General features: G+C 71.0%; 13 protein-coding genes. 3 read left to right on the top strand and 10 right to left on the bottom strand.

What is annotated here, in order from left to right:
* Positions 1-26: 26 nt before the first annotated feature.
* The 6 genes from ACZ45E_RS22820 to ACZ45E_RS22845 all read right to left on the bottom strand — a co-directional run bounded on the left by ACZ45E_RS22820 (position 27) and on the right by ACZ45E_RS22845 (position 7967).
* On the bottom strand, positions 27-914 hold the full coding sequence (locus ACZ45E_RS22820) for an LURP-one-related family protein (RefSeq protein ID WP_468223228.1): 888 nt from the start codon (positions 912-914) through the stop codon (positions 27-29).
* 102 nt (positions 915-1016) lie between these two features.
* On the bottom strand, positions 1017-3071 hold the full coding sequence (locus ACZ45E_RS22825) for a phosphocholine-specific phospholipase C (RefSeq protein WP_468223231.1): 2055 nt from the start codon (positions 3069-3071) through the stop codon (positions 1017-1019).
* Positions 3072-3457: 386 nt separating this feature from the next.
* Complete coding sequence (locus tag ACZ45E_RS22830) at positions 3458-4912, bottom strand: carboxylesterase/lipase family protein (protein ID WP_468223233.1); 1455 nt, start codon at positions 4910-4912, stop codon at positions 3458-3460.
* Positions 4913-5067: 155 nt separating this feature from the next.
* Positions 5068-6204 carry an ATP-grasp ribosomal peptide maturase gene (gene tgmB / locus ACZ45E_RS22835; protein ID WP_468223236.1) on the bottom strand — a complete coding sequence of 379 codons (1137 nt, stop codon included), beginning with the start codon at positions 6202-6204 and terminating at the stop codon, positions 5068-5070.
* Between the two features lie 13 nt (positions 6205-6217).
* Positions 6218-6409: a putative ATP-grasp-modified RiPP gene (gene tgmA, locus ACZ45E_RS22840; protein ID WP_404215777.1), complete on the bottom strand. Its 192-nt coding sequence runs from the start codon at positions 6407-6409 to the stop codon at positions 6218-6220.
* 208 nt (positions 6410-6617) lie between these two features.
* Complete coding sequence (locus ACZ45E_RS22845; protein WP_468223238.1) at positions 6618-7967, bottom strand: 6-phospho-beta-glucosidase; 1350 nt, start codon at positions 7965-7967, stop codon at positions 6618-6620.
* A 58-nt stretch (positions 7968-8025) separates the two neighbouring features.
* Here ACZ45E_RS22845 and ACZ45E_RS22850 point away from each other — a divergent pair, with 58 nt between their 5' ends.
* A complete protein-coding gene (locus tag ACZ45E_RS22850) occupies positions 8026-8859 on the top strand; it encodes a hypothetical protein (RefSeq protein WP_468223241.1) in 834 nt (277 codons plus the stop codon).
* A gap of 84 nt (positions 8860-8943) precedes the next feature.
* Here ACZ45E_RS22850 and ACZ45E_RS22855 read toward each other — a convergent pair whose 3' ends face one another.
* Positions 8944-10617, bottom strand: a complete 1674-nt coding sequence (locus ACZ45E_RS22855; protein WP_468223243.1) for a glycoside hydrolase family 27 protein — start codon at positions 10615-10617, stop codon at positions 8944-8946.
* 218 nt (positions 10618-10835) lie between these two features.
* Positions 10836-11882 carry a hypothetical protein gene (locus ACZ45E_RS22860; protein ID WP_468223244.1) on the bottom strand — a complete coding sequence of 349 codons (1047 nt, stop codon included), beginning with the start codon at positions 11880-11882 and terminating at the stop codon, positions 10836-10838.
* 226 nt (positions 11883-12108) lie between these two features.
* Here ACZ45E_RS22860 and ACZ45E_RS22865 point away from each other — a divergent pair, with 226 nt between their 5' ends.
* Both ACZ45E_RS22865 and ACZ45E_RS22870 read left to right on the top strand, forming a co-directional pair.
* Positions 12109-12759 carry a TetR/AcrR family transcriptional regulator gene (locus ACZ45E_RS22865; protein ID WP_468223246.1) on the top strand — a complete coding sequence of 217 codons (651 nt, stop codon included), beginning with the start codon at positions 12109-12111 and terminating at the stop codon, positions 12757-12759.
* 230 nt (positions 12760-12989) lie between these two features.
* Positions 12990-13532 (top strand): flavoprotein, encoded by a 543-nt coding sequence (locus tag ACZ45E_RS22870; protein ID WP_468223248.1) that lies wholly within the window; start codon positions 12990-12992, stop codon positions 13530-13532.
* A 446-nt stretch (positions 13533-13978) separates the two neighbouring features.
* On the opposite strand, the gene ACZ45E_RS22875 is transcribed toward ACZ45E_RS22870, so the two are convergent.
* Together ACZ45E_RS22875 and ACZ45E_RS22880 are read right to left on the bottom strand one after the other, a co-directional pair.
* Positions 13979-14842, bottom strand: a complete 864-nt coding sequence (locus tag ACZ45E_RS22875; protein WP_468223250.1) for a UbiA family prenyltransferase — start codon at positions 14840-14842, stop codon at positions 13979-13981.
* Positions 14843-14937: 95 nt separating this feature from the next.
* The gene (locus ACZ45E_RS22880; RefSeq protein ID WP_468223253.1) at positions 14938-15987 is read right to left on the bottom strand and encodes a polyprenyl synthetase family protein; all 1050 of its coding nucleotides are present in this window, start codon (positions 15985-15987) and stop codon (positions 14938-14940) included.
* Between the last annotated feature and the right edge of the window lie 56 nt (positions 15988-16043).

Here is a 16043-nt window from a genome sequence, read left to right on the forward strand (position 1 = left end):
TCTGAGGCTGAGCCGCCCGGGGCGGCTCAGCCGAAACCGCGCGAGTCCTGCTTCAGCGCGGTGTCCACCGTCAGGGCCGTCGCCACGACGAGGCTGAGCAGCGGCTCGGGCAGCTGGAAGTGGATCTGCAGCACGTAGTTGTCGGCGGTGGTGAACATCGTCTTGGCGAGGCCCTCCCACGTCTTCGTGATGCGGGCGACCTCGGTGTCCGCGTGGTCGACGATCGCGAAGTTCCAGGCCCGCCAGTTCTCCGCCTTGATCGCGCCGACCTGCTGCCCGTTCACGTTCATCGCAAAGTTGATCTTGCCGATCATGTTCTGCTGGACGATCTCACCGACCGGGGAGCCGTCCGGGCGCTCGACGACCACCCGCGACTTCATGAACTTCGCGGGGCGCGTCAGCACTAGCTGCGGCTGACCGTACGCGTCCCGGATCTCCAGCTTGTGGGTCATGAACTGGTCGACGCTTGAGACGAAGCGCAGGGCCTTCTTCAGGCTGCTCTGGCCGACCTCGGTGACCGAACCGAGCTGGTTGCCGTGCTGGTCCATGACGCTGTACTCGTTGGTCAGCTCGATCAGCTTGGCCTTCTGGTTCACCACCAGGACCGGCTCGGTGAACAGCGAGCCGCCGCCCTGCCCCGCCGCCGCGACCCCGGCCTGCTGCTGCACCTGGCGCTGCACCCGGCCCGCGTCCATGTTCTGCGGCGCGTGCTGGGGCATCTGCTGGGGCGCCTGCTGCGGTGCGTGCTGGGGTGCCTGCTGCGGTGCCTGCGCCGGGGCGGGCGCCTGGGCCTGCGGCTGCCCCTGGGCGTGCGTGTGGTCGGTCCACTGGGCACCGTCCCACCACCGCAGCGTCAGGGCAGCGCCCTGAGGGTCCGGGTACCAACCTGCGGGGGTGTTCGATTGCGTCGTCACCGGGGCACACTATCGCGCCGTTCGACGAACGAATCAGGCCCGACGAATGTGATGTGCGCCCCTGCGGGCCCCGGGCTCACGGGGCCCGCAGGGGCGCGGGGCTCAGGCCGTGGCGAGGGCGGGGTCGCTCACTCCGATCTGCCCGTTCTCGACGTGCCCGGCGAGCCGCCGCAGATAGCCGGCGTTGCCCTCGACGACGATCTTCAGGTCGTACCAGCGCTTCGTGGCGCGCAGGTCGACGGTCTGCTTCGTGGTGGCACCCGCCCGCACCGTGTACGTCTGCGGCGCGCCGCCGTAGCCGTTGGTGACGGTGAGGTGGACGTCCGCGGTGGTCGGGTTCCTCAGGGTCAGGTGCAGGTTGCCGGTGGTGCCGTCGTGGCGGGCGGTCACCTCCGGCTCGGCGACCTTGTTGTTGCCCTTGAAGGCGCGCAGGAAGCCGTTCGGGCCGTGCGCGGTGAGGTCGTACCTGCCGCCGGAGTACACCGAGTTCCAGCTGTCGGAGAGCGACTTGGCGGCCTCGGCCGTATAGGTCCACGGGCCGTCGCCGCGGTTCTGGGAGCGCACCTGGAAGGCGGCGCCCTTCTTGTCGCCGCCGCTGAACGTCAGCTTGTACTTGCCCGTCGCGAGATCCTGCGCGCCGTCGACGTAGGGCGCGTACGCCAGCGGACGGCTGGGCCGGGACCCCTTCTCCTGCTTGGGGAGCGCGCCCTGCGCGGGCGGCTTCGGCACGTAGCTGCTGTGGCGGTCGCGGTCCGGCGGCTCGTACCCCGCCGTGTCGGGCAGGTCCGCCGGGTCGGTGACCTTGAGGGAGAAGTCGAAGGCCGAGGTGAGGTCACCGCAGATGGCGCGGCGCCACGGCGAGATGTTGGTCTCCTTCACCCCGAACCGGTTCTCCATGAAGCGGATGATCGAGGTGTGGTCGAAGGTCTCCGAGCACACGTAGCCGCCGGTCGACCAGGGTGAGACCACGATCATCGGCACGCGCTGCCCCAGCCCGTACGGGCCCGCGGCGCGGGTGCCGCCCGGGTAGTAATCGAGCTTCGTGTCGACCGTCGAGAGGCCCTGGTTCGCGGAGGCGGGCGCGTAGGGCGGCACGACGTGGTCGAAGTAGCCGTCGTTCTCGTCGTACGTGATGAACAGGGCCGTCCTGCTCCACACCTCCGGATTCGAGGTAAGGGCGTCCAGAACCTGCGAGATGTACCAGGCGCCGTAGTTCGCGGGCCAGTTGGGGTGCTCCGAGAACGCCTCGGGCGCGGCGATCCAGGAGATCTTCGGCAGCTTCCCGGCCTTCACGTCGGCCTTGAGGTGGTCGAAGTAGCCGTCGCCGGCCTTGGCGTTCGTACCGGTGCGGGCCTTCTCGTAGAGGGCGTCGCCGGGCTTGGCGTTGCGGTAGTTGTTGAAGTACAGCAGCGAGTTGTCGCCGTAGTTGCCGCGGTAGGCGTCGTCGATCCAGCCCCAGCCGCCGGCGGCGTCCAGGCCGTCGCCGATGTCCTGGTAGACCTTCCAGGAGACGCCCGCCTTCTCCAGGCGTTCGGCGTACGTGGTCCAGCCGTAGCCCGCTTCCTCGTTGCCGAGGACCGGGCCGCCGCCGGTGCCGTCGTTGCCGACGTGGCCGGTGAGCATGTAGTAGCGGTTCGGGTCGGTCGCGCCGATGAACGAACAGTGGTAGTCGTCGCAGACGGTGAACTTGTCGGCGAGGGCGTAGTGGAACGGGATGTCCTGCCGCGTCAGGTGGGCCATCGTGCCGGTGCCCTTGGCGGCGATCCAGTTGTCGTACTTGCCGTTGTTGAAGGCGCTGTGCCCGCCCGCCCAGTCGTGGTCGAGACCGGCGATGAACTGCATGCCCAGGTCGTCGGCGTCCGGGTGGTACGGCAGGGTCTCCTTGCCGGCGCTCGACTGGTGCCACACGGGCTTGCCGCTGGGCAGGGTCACCGGGCGGGGGTCACCGAAGCCGCGTACGCCCTTCATCGTTCCGAAGTAGTGATCGAAGGAACGATTCTCCTGCATGAGCACCACGATGTGCTCGATGTCCTTGACGGTGCCGCTGCGGCGGGCCGCCGGGATGGCCGCGGCGCGGTCGATGGAGCCGGACAGCGCCGTGAAGGCGGCGGTGCCGCCGGCGATCTGGAGGAAGCGGCGCCGATTGAGTTCGGTCATGGGTGTGGGGGTCTCCTGTTGCCTCGGGGGTGATCCGTTCCGCGCAGAGCCTGTCTTTGAACCCCCGTCGTCCGCGCGCAGCGCGGGCGCAGCGGCGGTCGGTGCGTGCGATCGGCGTGCGGCGCCCCAGGTCATGTGGCGGAGCCACCTGTCCTGGGGCGCCGTGCGGCGAGCGTGCGTGCCGGGCGTCGGGGTGCAGACGGGGGTTCAAAGACAGGCTCTGAGGGGCAACAGGGAGTGTTCAAGACGAACGGGGTGAAAGGAAAGGGGACTGAAGTGACAGTCGCGCAAAATATGCGCGGCCGGTGCGCGACGCCGAGGGCGGGGCGGCGGTCCGGGCGCCGCCCCGCGCCGGCGCCGGGCAGGCCCGGGTCAGCGGCCGTGCGTCAGCGGATGCCCTGCCACAGCCGCCGTTCCCTCGCCCGGGGGTCGGGCTCGGTGCGGCAGGCGCCGTCGTCGAAGATCATCGTCGCCCGCTCCCCCGCCGGGTCGTAGGCGGGCCAGCCCGGGTCTCCCGTCGCGGCGAAGGCGACCCAGGCGGCGTGCATCGTCCTGGCCAGTTCGCGCGGCGCCTTCTCCCCGGCCATGGGCACGTAGTCGGGGTCGTCGAGCAGGTCGAAGACGAAGCCGAGTTCCAGGGCGTGGCAGGCGCCGAGCTCGCCGTCGAACTGCGGGGAGCGCCAGGTGAACTCGTAGAGGTGCGTGCCCGGCACGGATTCGGCCAGGCGGATGGCCGGGACGCGCCAGAACCAGTCGGTGACGAGCGCCTCAAGGAGTTCGCCCGGGCTCGCGCCGGGGCGGACCGCGCGGTACCCGTCGAGGTCCGCGCCGTAGGCCTGGGCGGTCCGCAGGAGCCGCCGCTCCGTGATGGTGTCGAAGCGCCCCGAGGGCACCATGTAGAGGCGGTTCTCCTCGCGGTTGGAGCCGACGAGGAGATCGACGTCGAGGGCGGGCCCCGGGAGGCGTAGCCCCTCGGCGACCGGTTCGAAGACCATGCCGTTGAGCGCCGCGTCGCCCCAGACGGCCGGGTCGGGCCTGGTGGCGTAGTCGGCCCGCAGCGCGGCCTGCGCGTCGACGAGCGCGGGCAGCGGCACGGCCGCGAACGCCTCCGCCGTGTGCGGGACGCCGAGCCGCGTCGCCATCCGCTCGCCGATCCGGCGCGCCGTGTCCGGCCGGATGAAGTGGTGACAGGCTCCGCTCTGGAGTGCGGCCCGCCGGAACAGGCCCCGGGCGCGCTCCTCCACGAGCAGTTGTCCGATCGCCACGGCGCCCGCCGACTCGCCGAAGACGGTGACGCGGTCCGGGTCGCCGCCGAACGCCGCGATGTTGTCGCGCACCCACTCCAGTGCGGCGATCTGGTCGAGCAGGCCGCGGTTGTCCGGGGCGCCGGGCAGGTGCAGGAAACCGTCCGCGCCCAGGCGGTAGTTGACGCCGACGAAGACGACGCCGTCGCGGGCGAACGTCTCGCCCTGGTAGCCGGAGGAGTTCGCGGAGCCGTTGGAGAACGCGCCGCCGTGCAGCCACACCATCACGGGCAGGCGCGCGCCGGGGCCCGGCTCCGGGGTCCAGATGTTGAGGTTGAGGCACTCCTCGCCCGGCACGGACGTCTCCGGGATGAGCGCGTCGAAGGGCGGGGCGTACGGGGCCTTGGGCGCGGTCGGCCCGTACGCGCCCGCGTCGCGCACCCCGGTCCAGGGCTCGGCGGGGGCGGGCGCGGCGAACCGAAGCGGCCCGAACGGCGCGGCGGCGTAGGGCACTCCGAGGAAGGCGGTGACCCCGTGCTCGGTGCGGCCGCGCACGGCGCCCTGCCGGGTGGTGCACTCAGGGGATGCGTCGGTCATGCGGTGGGGCTCCCTCGGTCGGAGGTCCGGCAGGGCGGCGCCGGACGGCGGCCGGATTCCCCGGCCCGTTCGATGTGCGCCGCGTGCCCGGCGTCCGGGCACCACTCTCTCTCGTACCGTGCCACCCACCACCGCGTAAAGATCACGCGTGCGGATCAAGGGTGTGTCGGGTCCGCGCCGTGCGGGTGCTCTGCCGCGTTCTCGGGCCGGATGTCCGGCGTGGTGTGCGGGCGCTCTGCCGCGTTCTCGGGCCGGATGTCCGGCGTGGCATGCGGGCGCTCTGCCGCGTCCGCGGGCCCGATGTCCGGCGTGGCGTGCGCGCCGGGCGGCCCCAGGGCCTCGCCCGCCAGCCACTCCGCGACGGCCCGGCCGATGGGCTGCCCCGTCTCGATCTCGACGAAGCCGAACTGGCCGGACTGGTTGCACTCCAGGAACCACCAGATCCCGTCCGCGTCCTCGGCGAAGTCGAATGCCCCGTAGGCCAGTTGGGCCCGCGTGAGGTAGGCGTGGACGGCGTCGGCGACGCGTCGCGGCACGCTCACCGGACGCCAGGGCCCGGCGCCGGGATCGAAGCGGACGTCCACCACGCCGTCGGCGCCGGAGGCGTCCGGGGTGAGGGGGTCGCCGTCGCTCGCCGAGCGGGCGGCGAACAGCCGGTAACCGACGCAGGTGAGCCGGATGTCCGCGGTCTTGCGCACCCTGCGCTGCAACAGCGTCGGCCCGTGCGCCACGTCCTGGTAGTCCTCGCCGGGGCGCACCCGGGTCGTCGGCACGGCGAGCGTCCCGTCGCCGGGGTGCGCCCCGGACACGGGCTTGACGACGAGGTCGGGACAGCGTTCGGCGAAGGCCCGGGCCACCCGGGGGAACGTCGTGATCAGGGTGGCGGGCACGGGCAGCCCGCACTCCCGTGCCAGCCACAGCTGCCAGGGCTTGTGCCGGGCCTGGCGGGCGGCGTCCGGATGGTTCATCCACCGCGCGTCGGTGCAGCGCAGCATCCCGTACAGCGCCTGCGATGCCTCTTCCGTGAGCCAGGCCGACGCGGCGTGGGACCGGGTGGCCGGCACGCCGGGTCTGCGGACCCAGATGGAGCGCAGCCCGCTCATGCTCACCATGCGTCCGCCGACGGACAGGTGGCCCTGGAACACGCCGTGCGCGTACTCCCCCGAGATGTCGACGCCGCCCGGCAGTTCGGCCGGGTCGAGGCGGAGGACCGGGATTCCTCCGGCGTTCAATTCGACGACCGCCATGTCGGCCGTCACATCCTGTTCGTTCGTCAGGATCAGCACCGTCATTTCGGGCGGCCGTTCAGTCGTCGAAATGGGTTTTTGATCCGGCGGTGGAGGTGGTGGCCGCACATTCTCGCAACACTGCGTAGTCGTGCGCGGCCGCTCCGCCGTCGGGCAGCACGTTCAACTGCAGTGCGGAGTCGTATGTGTACACCGCGCTGACCTCGGCCTCTCGCACGGGGCGAGCGTAGTTCAGGGCGAACGGTCGCATCAGTACTCCTAGTTGGGGGGCGCACCAAGTCAAGCGCATGGTGACTCTCCGGCGTCACTCTCCTGAGGAATTTCTCAGATTCTCTCTGTAGAACGCATCACACCTGCGGAGGAGTTGCTTCCGCCACGGGGAGAGATGACAGGACGTCAGCAACACGAAAGGGGCAGCCTTTAAGGCCGCCCCTTCCAACTACCGTCTTTACAAGCCTTTACACGTCCTTACGCCGCCCTCCACGGGAGAGGTAGGCGAGGCCGGAGTGCGCGGTGAGATAGCCGCTCACCAGGCGTTCTGCCACGGTCACCGAGTCGACGAGAGGATGCAGCGCGAACGCCTTGACGGCGGTGGCGCGCGACCCGGACTCGGCAGCGGCGAGCACCTCGCGCTCGACGGCCTTGACCGCGGTGACCAGACCGGTGGCGTGCAGGGGCAGCGGGTCGACGGCGACCGGGTGGGCGCCGTTGGCGTCCACGAGGCAGGGCACCTCGATGACGGCGTCCGCGTCGAGCGCCGCGAGGGTGCGCCGGTTGCGGACGTTGAGGATGAGCGTGGCGCGTTCGTCGCGGGCGATGGCCCGCATCAGGGCGAGGGCCACCTTCTCGTAGCCGCCGGACTCCTCCAGGTCGGCGGCGTCCCGCTCGCCCGCGCCGGACGCCTCCCGGTTGTGCGCCATGTACGTGGCCTCGCGCTCGGCGCGGGTGCGGTCCCAGCTCGCGTAGGAGGGATCGGCGTAGAACGCGGACTGCTGGTCGGCGAGGAAGGCGCCGCGCGTGCGGTCGGCCTGCCGGTAGGCGCGGACGGTCTCGCGGTTGAAGTAGTAGTAGTGCAGGTACTCGTTGGGGATCGCGCCGATCGAGCGCAGCCAGTCGGGGCCGAAGAGACGGCCCTCCTCGAAGGAGCCGAGCAGTTTCTCGTCGGCCAGCAGCCGCGGCAGTTCGTCGCGGCCGCGCACCGTGAGGCCGCGCAGCCAGCCGAGGTGGTTGAGGCCCACGTAGTCGACCCAGGCGTCGGCCGGGTCCGCGCCGAGCACACGGGCGACGCGGCGCCCGAGTCCGACGGGCGAGTCGCAGATGCCGATGACGCGGTCGCCCAGGTGCCGGGACATGGCCTCGGTGACCAGGCCCGCCGGGTTGGTGAAGTTGATGACCCAGGCGTCGGGGGCCACCGCCTTGACCCGGCGCGCGATGTGCACGGCGACGGGCACGGTCCGCAGCCCGTACGCGATCCCGCCCGCACCGACCGTCTCCTGCCCCAACACGCCCTCGGCCAGAGCTACTTGTTCGTCCGCGGCGCGGCCCGCGAGGCCCCCGACGCGGATCGCGGAGAAGACGAAGTCGGCGCCGCGCAGCGCCTCGTCGAGATCGGTCGTGGCGTGCACGGCGGGGGCGTCGGGCACACCGTTGGCTTGTTCTGTCAGTACACCGGTGATGGCCCGCAGCCGGTCTGTGTCGACATCGTGCAGTGTGACCTCGGTGACCCTGCCTGGCGCGTGATCGGCCAGGAGCGCCCCGTACACGAGGGGCACCCGGAATCCGCCACCGCCGAGAATCGTCAGCCTCATGGCGTGATCGTAAGGCAGCCTGGTCCCCGACCTGATCTTCGACCGGCGGAGGCCCCCCATGAACCGGCGCACGAGACCCCGACTGCTCACCCTGGCCGCGCTGACGGGTGCGCTCGCCCTCGGCGCGAACACCGCGTCGGCCACGGCCGCACCCTCCTGGACCGAGACCGGCACGAGTCAGGTGAACTCGCTCACCGGCAGTCAGGGCCTCGCGAGCCGCGCCGACGGCTCGCTCATCCACCGGGGGCTCGCCTCGGTCCCGCTGGACCTGCGCATAGCCGGCTGGTCGCACGTCGGGGACCCGGACGTGGCGGGCGGCTACACCTTCGACGCGTACCAGGGCGGGGACGGCGCGTCGAAGAAGATGTTCGCGGCGACGGCCCCCGACGGGAAACGCACGACGTACGAACACGCTCTGGATCAGGGCGAGTTGCTCAACAACTCGTTCGCCGCCGTGTCGCCTGACGGGCAGTGGCTGGTGTCCGGCGAATGGGGCTCCATGAACCGGTTGCAGGTCTTCCCCACCCCGGCGCTGAACCCGTCCGCACCCGCCCCGGGCGCGAACCTCCCGCAGGCCGGGCAGATCACCCTCGACAAGGGCGTCGAGAACATCCAGGGCTGCGACTTCACCGACGCCACGCGCCTGCTGTGCTCGTCGGACGACGCGGCCAAGGAGGTACTGGAGGTCACGCTCGACCGCCCGCTGGACGGGAAGCTGGTCGCGGGGCACGTGACGAGCGCGTTCGCCATCCCGCGGCGCAGCATCTGCGCGGGCACCTTCGAGGCGGAGGGCATCGACTACGACACCGCGCGCGGCACCCTGCGCGTCGCGGTCGTGCCACCCGCACCGTGCCTGGTGACGACGGCCGTGATCGCGTACAAGCGGACCTGATCCGGGCGGCCCTGACCCGGCTTCGCCGCTGCCGCCCCCCAGGCCGAAGGAACGGACCGGGGGGCGGCAGCGGCGACGAACGCCTCAGCCCAGGATCCACTGCTGGTTGGCGCCACCGTTACAGGTCCACAGCTCCAGCGCGGTGCCGTTGACGTTCCCCGCGGGTTTGTCGCCGCCCGTGACGTCGAGGCACAGGCCCGACTGGACGCCGGTGACGGTCCCGTTGGGGTTGAGCTTCCACTGCTGGTTGGTTCCGCCGTTGCAGGTCCACAGTTGTACCGCGGAGCCCGGGGTGGTCCCGTTCTCGTGGACGTCGACGCACTGCGTGCCGTTGTAGAGGCGCAGTTCACCGGCGGCGGTGAGTGTCACGGCCTGGTTGGGGCGGCCGTTGCAGTCCCATATCCCGATCTTGGTGCCGGGTGTCGTCCCGGCGCCTTCCGCGTCCAGGCAGCGCTGGGAGGAGGCGCTGACCAGCGGGTGGGTCGTACCGATACTGCTGCCGCTCCCGGCCGAGACGCGGTACATCACCGTGCCGTGCGCGGGCACCGACGCGCTGATCGTGCCGCTCGTCGACGTGACCGCCTTGGACCACAGGTTGGTGAGCTTGTACGAGGCCGCGCCCGGCAGCCCGGCCGCGGCGGCCGTGGTGGTGACGGTGGCGGTGGAGCTGTTCTCGTTGGTGAGGGTGACCGAACGGTCGCCGCCCGCCAACTGCTTGGTCATCACCACGAGTCCGCCGGAGGAGGAGACGACGGTGCCCTGCTTGCCCAGAGAGTCCTGGTCGACGGCGATGACGTCGGGGTTCTCCAGGATGCTCAGCGTCGCCGGGCTCGCGGTGCGGATGTCGCTGCCGATGAGCAGGGGCGCGGCCATCTGCGCCCAGAGGCTGAAGTGGGTGCGGTACTCGGTGTCGGTCATGCCGCCGTTGCCGACTTCCAGCATGTCCGGGTCGTTCCAGGCGCCGGGCTTGGCGTACTGCGCCCGCGGCTGGTTCTCGTGGGCGATCCCGATCATCCTGGACCAGGTGTCGTTGATGTCGCCGGTGGTGCGCCAGCTGTTGCCGATGGGCGGAGCCCAGTTCCAGGGCGAGTTGGAGCCCCACTCGCAGATGCTGTAGAGGATCGGGCGGCCGGTGGCCTTGAGCGCGTCGCCCATCGTCTTGTAGCGGGTCTGCGCGTCGGCGCCGGTGTTGTTGCAGTTGTCGTACTTCAGGTAGTCGACGCCCCAGGAGGCCCACTGATTGGCGTCCTGGGTCTCGTGTCCGAGGCCGCCGGGGAACCCCTCGTTCGCGCAGGTCTTGGTGCCCGCGCTGGAGTACAGGCCGAACTTCAGGCCCTTGGAGTGCACGTAGTCCGCGACGGCTTTGATGCCGTTGGGGAACCGCGCCGGGTCGGGAACGAGGTTGCCGGCGGAGTTGCGTTGGGGCAGCGCCCAGCAGTCGTCGAGGTTGACGTAGGTGTAACCGGCGGCTTTGAGACCCTTCGCGACGAAGGTGTCGGCGACGCCCTTGACCATCGCCTCGTTGAACTGGGTCCCGCAGCCCGTGGTGTTCCAGTTGTTGAAGCCCATCGGTGGTGTCCGGGCAAGGCCGTTCTCCAGCGCGGCGGCCTCCGGCGCTGCGGCCACGGCGGCGATCTGCGTACTGGCCGTGACCCCTGCGGTCACGACGGCGGCGCCGGTCAGACCGCCGACGGCCAGCGTGAGCGAAGCGGCTGACGCCGCGAAACGGTGTCTGAAAGTGTGCTGTTCGCTGTGCATGTGCGGCTCCTAGGGGGGAAATGTGGCGCACAAATCAACGAGGACGAACGAAAGCAACCACAGCAGACCGGTGTGACGCGTATGTGTCAAGAGGGTGCGCACTCGATCCGACTCCTCTGTCCCGCATCCTCGGCCCGCGCCGCAGAGATGTTTGGAGGTGACCCCGTCCGCAGCCGGAGGAGCCTGCCGTTCTGCGAAAGCGCGGGCGGCGTTCGCTCTCAGGACGTGGCGTACTCGGCGTGCGAGGCGCCCCCGGTTCCGGGCGCGGCGCCCTCCTTCGCGGGGGCCTCGGGGGCCATGGGGGCGCGCCTGCCGCGCCGGTCCGCGAGCAGGGCGAGACCGACGCCGATCGCGACCCAGACCGTGAGAACCAGGGCGGGCAGACCGCCACCCGCCGCGCCGAAGAAGGCGTTGGCCCGCAGCAGGCTGCCCGAGGCACCCGGAGGGAGCAGTTGGCCCACGGCGGCCCATCCGTCGGGGAGCCAGTGCGGACCGGTGGCCAGGCCCGAAAGAGGGTTGCCCAGCAGCATCATGAGGGCGCCTCCGAGGGCGAACCCGGCGACGCCGAGGCGGGCTTGGAGTCCGAGAAGCACCGTGGACATGGCGGCCATGCCGAGGATGACCCCGAGGGCGGTGAGCCCGAAGTCGCCGTCGACCGAGTGCGTGCCGAACTGCAGGACGGCCGCGACGGCCGCCCCTGCCACGGCGGAGAACAGCAAGGCGCCCGCCAGCCGGATCCGCAGCCCCCGGTGGCCGGGGAAGACGCTGCCGAGGATCAGAGCGGGAAAGATCCCCCCGAAGATCATGGGCATCAGCGCCGAGGTCAGCCCCGCACCTCGGGGGTCGTCCTTGGTGAAGGGCACCAGGTCGTGGACGGTGGCCTCCGTCTCCTGCTGTGCCGCGACGCTGTCGCCCAGTGCGGTGAGCGCGCCGGTGGCCGACGGGCCGCCGGCCGTGGCGGTGTAGACGTCGACGCCGTGGGCGGTGACGGCCAGGCCACCCGCGAGGTCACCGTCCTCGACGGCCGACTCGATGGCAGCGGGCGTCTTGTAGAGGCGGATGTCCCACTCGGGGCCGTCGAGTTTCTTCTGGAGGGCCTCCGTCGTTCGCGCGGGCCCGGTGGCACCCACGGGTACCCGGTGCGGTCCGCTGTGCAGCGAGGGCAGCGCGAAAGCGCAGAGCATCGCAGTGATGAGGGCCGCCAGTCCGAGGACGACCAGGGTCAGCTTGCGCCTGGTGCCAGGCGAGGCGGAGGAGCGGGTCATGGTGGGTCTTTTTCCTTCTTCGACGTATCAGGCGCGGGAGAGGGCCCGCTGCCGGTGGGTCGGGGGTGAAGCCGGGCCCGGCGCCTCTGTCCGGCCGGTCATGGCCGAACCCTGTGATGCGAATGGTGATGCGAATGTAAATTCACATTCGCATCAGGAGATTACGCGGAGAGACCCACCCCCTGTCAACCGTTCCTGCCGGACCCCCGCCGATACGATGCGGGACATGACCGACCAGCACGACCGCCCGGCGCCCTACAAGGAGCCCCGGCAGGCACGCAGCGCCGCGACCCTGGCCCGCGTTCTGCGTGCGGCCGAGGAAATCGCCATCTCGGCCGGTCTGGAGGAGATGACGATCTCCGGCGTCGCGGAGCGCGCCGGCGTCTCGGTCGGCACGATCTACCGCCGCTTCGAGGACAAGGAGCAGCTGATCAACGCGCTGACGGAGCGGATGCTGGACCGGCGTGAGGAGTACGTGGCCGAGCAGCTGCGCAAGGCCGAGCCGTCACTGTCCGGCGTGATGGACGCCTACGCGCACGCCCTGCTGCAGTCCTTCGCCGACAGCAGCGCCCTCTTCCCCGAGCTGCTGCGCGCACGAGGCGCCAGGCCCTCGGACCGCGGCGCCCGCACCATTACCGCGATCCACCGGCTCCTGCTCGGAGCGGCGGCTCCCTACGCGGACCAGATCCGCCGCTCCGACCCGCAGACGGCGCTGGACACCGCGGCCCGCGCCCTCCTCGGGGCCTGCTTCCACAACTCCGTACGCCCCGACCCGGCGACCGGCGAGGACGCCCAACGCCGTTACGCCGACGAACTCAGCGACATGGCGCTCGCCTACCTCCGCACACCCGGCCGGCGGGACAGCGCCCCCACCTGAGGGTGCCCGTCCCCTTGCTCGTCGGCCTGCTCGTTGACGATGGCGCCTCGCGGCATCGCCCTTGAGCGGCTCCGACGTCCGGGCGTCCCCCTCCCACGCGTGGAGAGCGCACCACGCCCCGGGTGCGGTCCGCGGCCGGCTCCGTGGATGAGGCCGGGGATGTGGCCGAGTGGCAGGGCGGCGCCCAGCGGGGAGTTGCGTGCTCCGGCGGAGCGTTGTGGACTGCGCGCATGACACGAGTGCTCTACCTGATCGCCTGTGCGGCCGGACCCACCCAGTACATCGACGAAGGAGTGCGCGTCGCCCAGGCCGACGGCTGGGACGTGTGCCTGATCTTGACGCCGTCGGCGGCGAGTTGGTGGGAGCCGCGCATGCGGGAGCTGGTGGATCTGACCGGGCATCCGGTGCGGTCGCGGTACAAGTTGCCGTGGGAGTCGGATGCACTGCCGAAGGCGGACGCGATGCTGGTGGCGCCGATGTCGTGTACGACGTTGAACAAGTGGGGTGCGGGGATCGCCGACACGGTGGCCATCGGCGTCCCGTCGGAGGCTGTGCACATGGGGGTGCCGGTCGCGGCGATGCCGTACTTCAATCAGGCGCAGGGTGCGCAGCCTGCGGTGGCCCGGTCGATCGAAGCGCTGCGGAAGCAGGGCGTGCTGGTGCTGAACGGGCTGGACGGCTACATGCCGCATCCGCCGGAGCGGGGGCATCCGCGCGCGTTCCCGTGGGAGAAAGCGGTCGCCGCGCTGGCGCCTGCGGACCGGGTCCCCTAGATCGTCCTATGCCATGAAGTCCCTGCCGCTTCTGCGTCTCACCGGATTCTCCCCAGCGCCCGGAATCCTTCGACCGCCCCTACTGCCGAGACGGCTTTGCCGGACGCCGGGAGGGACCTGACTCAGCGCGTTCCGCAGAGTGAAGGCGCGGTGTCGACTGCCTCCCTACGCGGCCTGGCCGCCGACTACGGCATCGACGTCGAAGCCTGAGAACCCATCTCTGTGCCTCGGCTGATTTCGCGCATGTGCCTCGGTAAAGGTCTTGGTCCGCTGTGGCAGCCCCGCCCACCGATCCCTTGTACTACCTACTGTACACCGCCTGCGTCGAACTCCGCATCTCCTTCTTCTGCACCCAGGTGACCTGTCTCAACGAAGGTGGACGGACGCGTACGCGTCTCACCGAAGTTGGGCCGTTGCGCCGGATGGCAGCGGGTGTCTGGTGGTGCTCAGCGGTCGAGCATGGCGCGCGGGGTGAGGGCCAGGACGGCAGCGCCGGTGGCGGTGAGCGCGACGGCGGGCAACGTGTGGCCGGCCAGGGCGAGCAGCGCCCCGGGCAGGGCGAGCCGCTCGTACAGGTGCAGCTCGGTGGCCAGCAGAAGTCGGTTTCGGCTGCGCGCCAGGGTCAGACAGCCGAGAAGAAGGAGCGCCCCGGCGAGGAGCAGCCCGAGGAAGGCGGGGCCGGGCCGCCGGTCCGGGGCCGCCGCGGCGAGGGCGGCCAGGATGTAGCAGGCGGCGGCGTACCCGGCCATCGTGGCGAGGGTGGCGCGGGGTCCGATGCGGACGGGGAGGGTGCGGCAGCCTGCGGCGCGGTCGGTGTCGGTGTCGCCGAGGGCGAGCAAGGTGTTGCTGAGTGTTCCTTGCAGGCCGAGCGCCAGTGCGGCGGGCCACAGGGTGGCGGGTGGCCAGGAGGTGGTGACGGTCGCGGCGGTCAGCATGGCGCAGGTCCACCCGGAGAGGCCGACCGCGAGGTCCCCCCACAGCCCCTGGCCCTTGAGCCGCCAGGCGTAGGCACCCTGCCCTGCCGCGGCGGCGGCGATGAAGAGCAGGCCGTGCCAGTTGACCGCGCACATCACCGCCAGCGCGGTCACCGCCCCCGCCGTCGCACAGCGCTTGGCGGCCGTGCCGGAGAGCCTGCCGGAGGGGATGGGCCGGTGAGGCTTGGCCAGGATGTCGTCGTGCCGGGTGAGGTAGTCCGCCGCGTAGAGGGCGCTGATGCAGGCGCTCAAGGCGACCAGTACGGCCGGCCCCACCCATGCGAGATCGGCGGCCGGTGCGGCCAGCACCGCCCCGGCCGCGGCGACCGCGGCCACTGCGACCAGGTCGTAAGGGCGCAGTGTCTCAAGGTGGGCCCCCCGACGTGCCGACCGCGCAGCCCGGCTGGACGTCCTGGCCGGTTGGAGGACGGTCACCGCCTTCCGCTCACCGAAGTCAGCGTCGAGGAGTGGCGCAGATGTTCGGCCATGTCCGCGAGCTCTGCGACCTCTGGCCCCGGTTCGAGCCCCGACAGCGCGCGGTGGCACTCATCCACCTGTTCCGCGACGACCTCATGTACTGCTTCAAGGGCCCCGGTGCGGTGCAGTACCTCGCCCATCCGCGTGCGGGCATCCGCGGCTCGGGCGCCGCCGGTCAGGAAGGTTTCGATCAGGCGGCGGTCGGCGGCGTCGGCGAGGCGGTAGGCGCACAGGATCGGCAGGGTGGGGCGGTGGTTGGCCAGGTCGCTGTCGGCCGGTTTGCCTGCGGCCTCGGGCTCGGTGTCGTAGGGGAGCATGTCGTCGCGGGCCTGGAAGGCCAGGCCCAGTGCGTGGCCGTAGCGGCCCAGTGCCTCCACCTTGGTGGTTGAGGCTCCGGCCAGAATCGCGCCGATTTGGCAGGCGCCGCTGAGCAGGGGTGACGTCTTCAACCCGGCCATGTGCAGATACTCATCCGCCGTCAGTCGGAAGATGCCTGCCTGGTCGAGTTCCAGCATCGCCCCACGGCACAGGTCCTGTCCGGCATCGGCGAGCACACGGCTGGCGGCGACGATCCTTTCGTCAGGAACACCTCGCTGCCGGCACCCGGTCAACAGCGCGAAGGGCTGAAAGAACAGGGCGTCCGCACCGATGATGGCGCGGTCGGTGCCGAAGCGGTGGTGGGCGGACGGCCGGCCCCGCCGCACGATGTCCCTGTCGATGATGTCGTCATGGACCAGACTGCCCGTGTGCAGCAGTTCCAGCCCCACTGCCGCAGGCATGACCGAGTACGCTGTGCCGCCCACGGCGATCGCGGACTGGACCACCAGCAGCGGCCGCAGGAGCTTGCCCGCCGGCAGCAGGGCGTGCCGGTGCACCGACGACAAGACACTGTCGTCGGCGTCCAGGCACGAGGCGAGCTCGTTCAGCACCGCCTGCCGCACCCCGTACCCGAAGACATCACTGCTGTGGACAGGGAGGCCGACTGTGACATGACTGGTCATCATGACGTGACCAACGATGACGCCCCTGGCCCGTCACCGGCAGCCAACCATGGAGTGTG

The sequence above is a fragment of the Streptomyces sp. NPDC030991 genome (assembly GCF_055571235.1).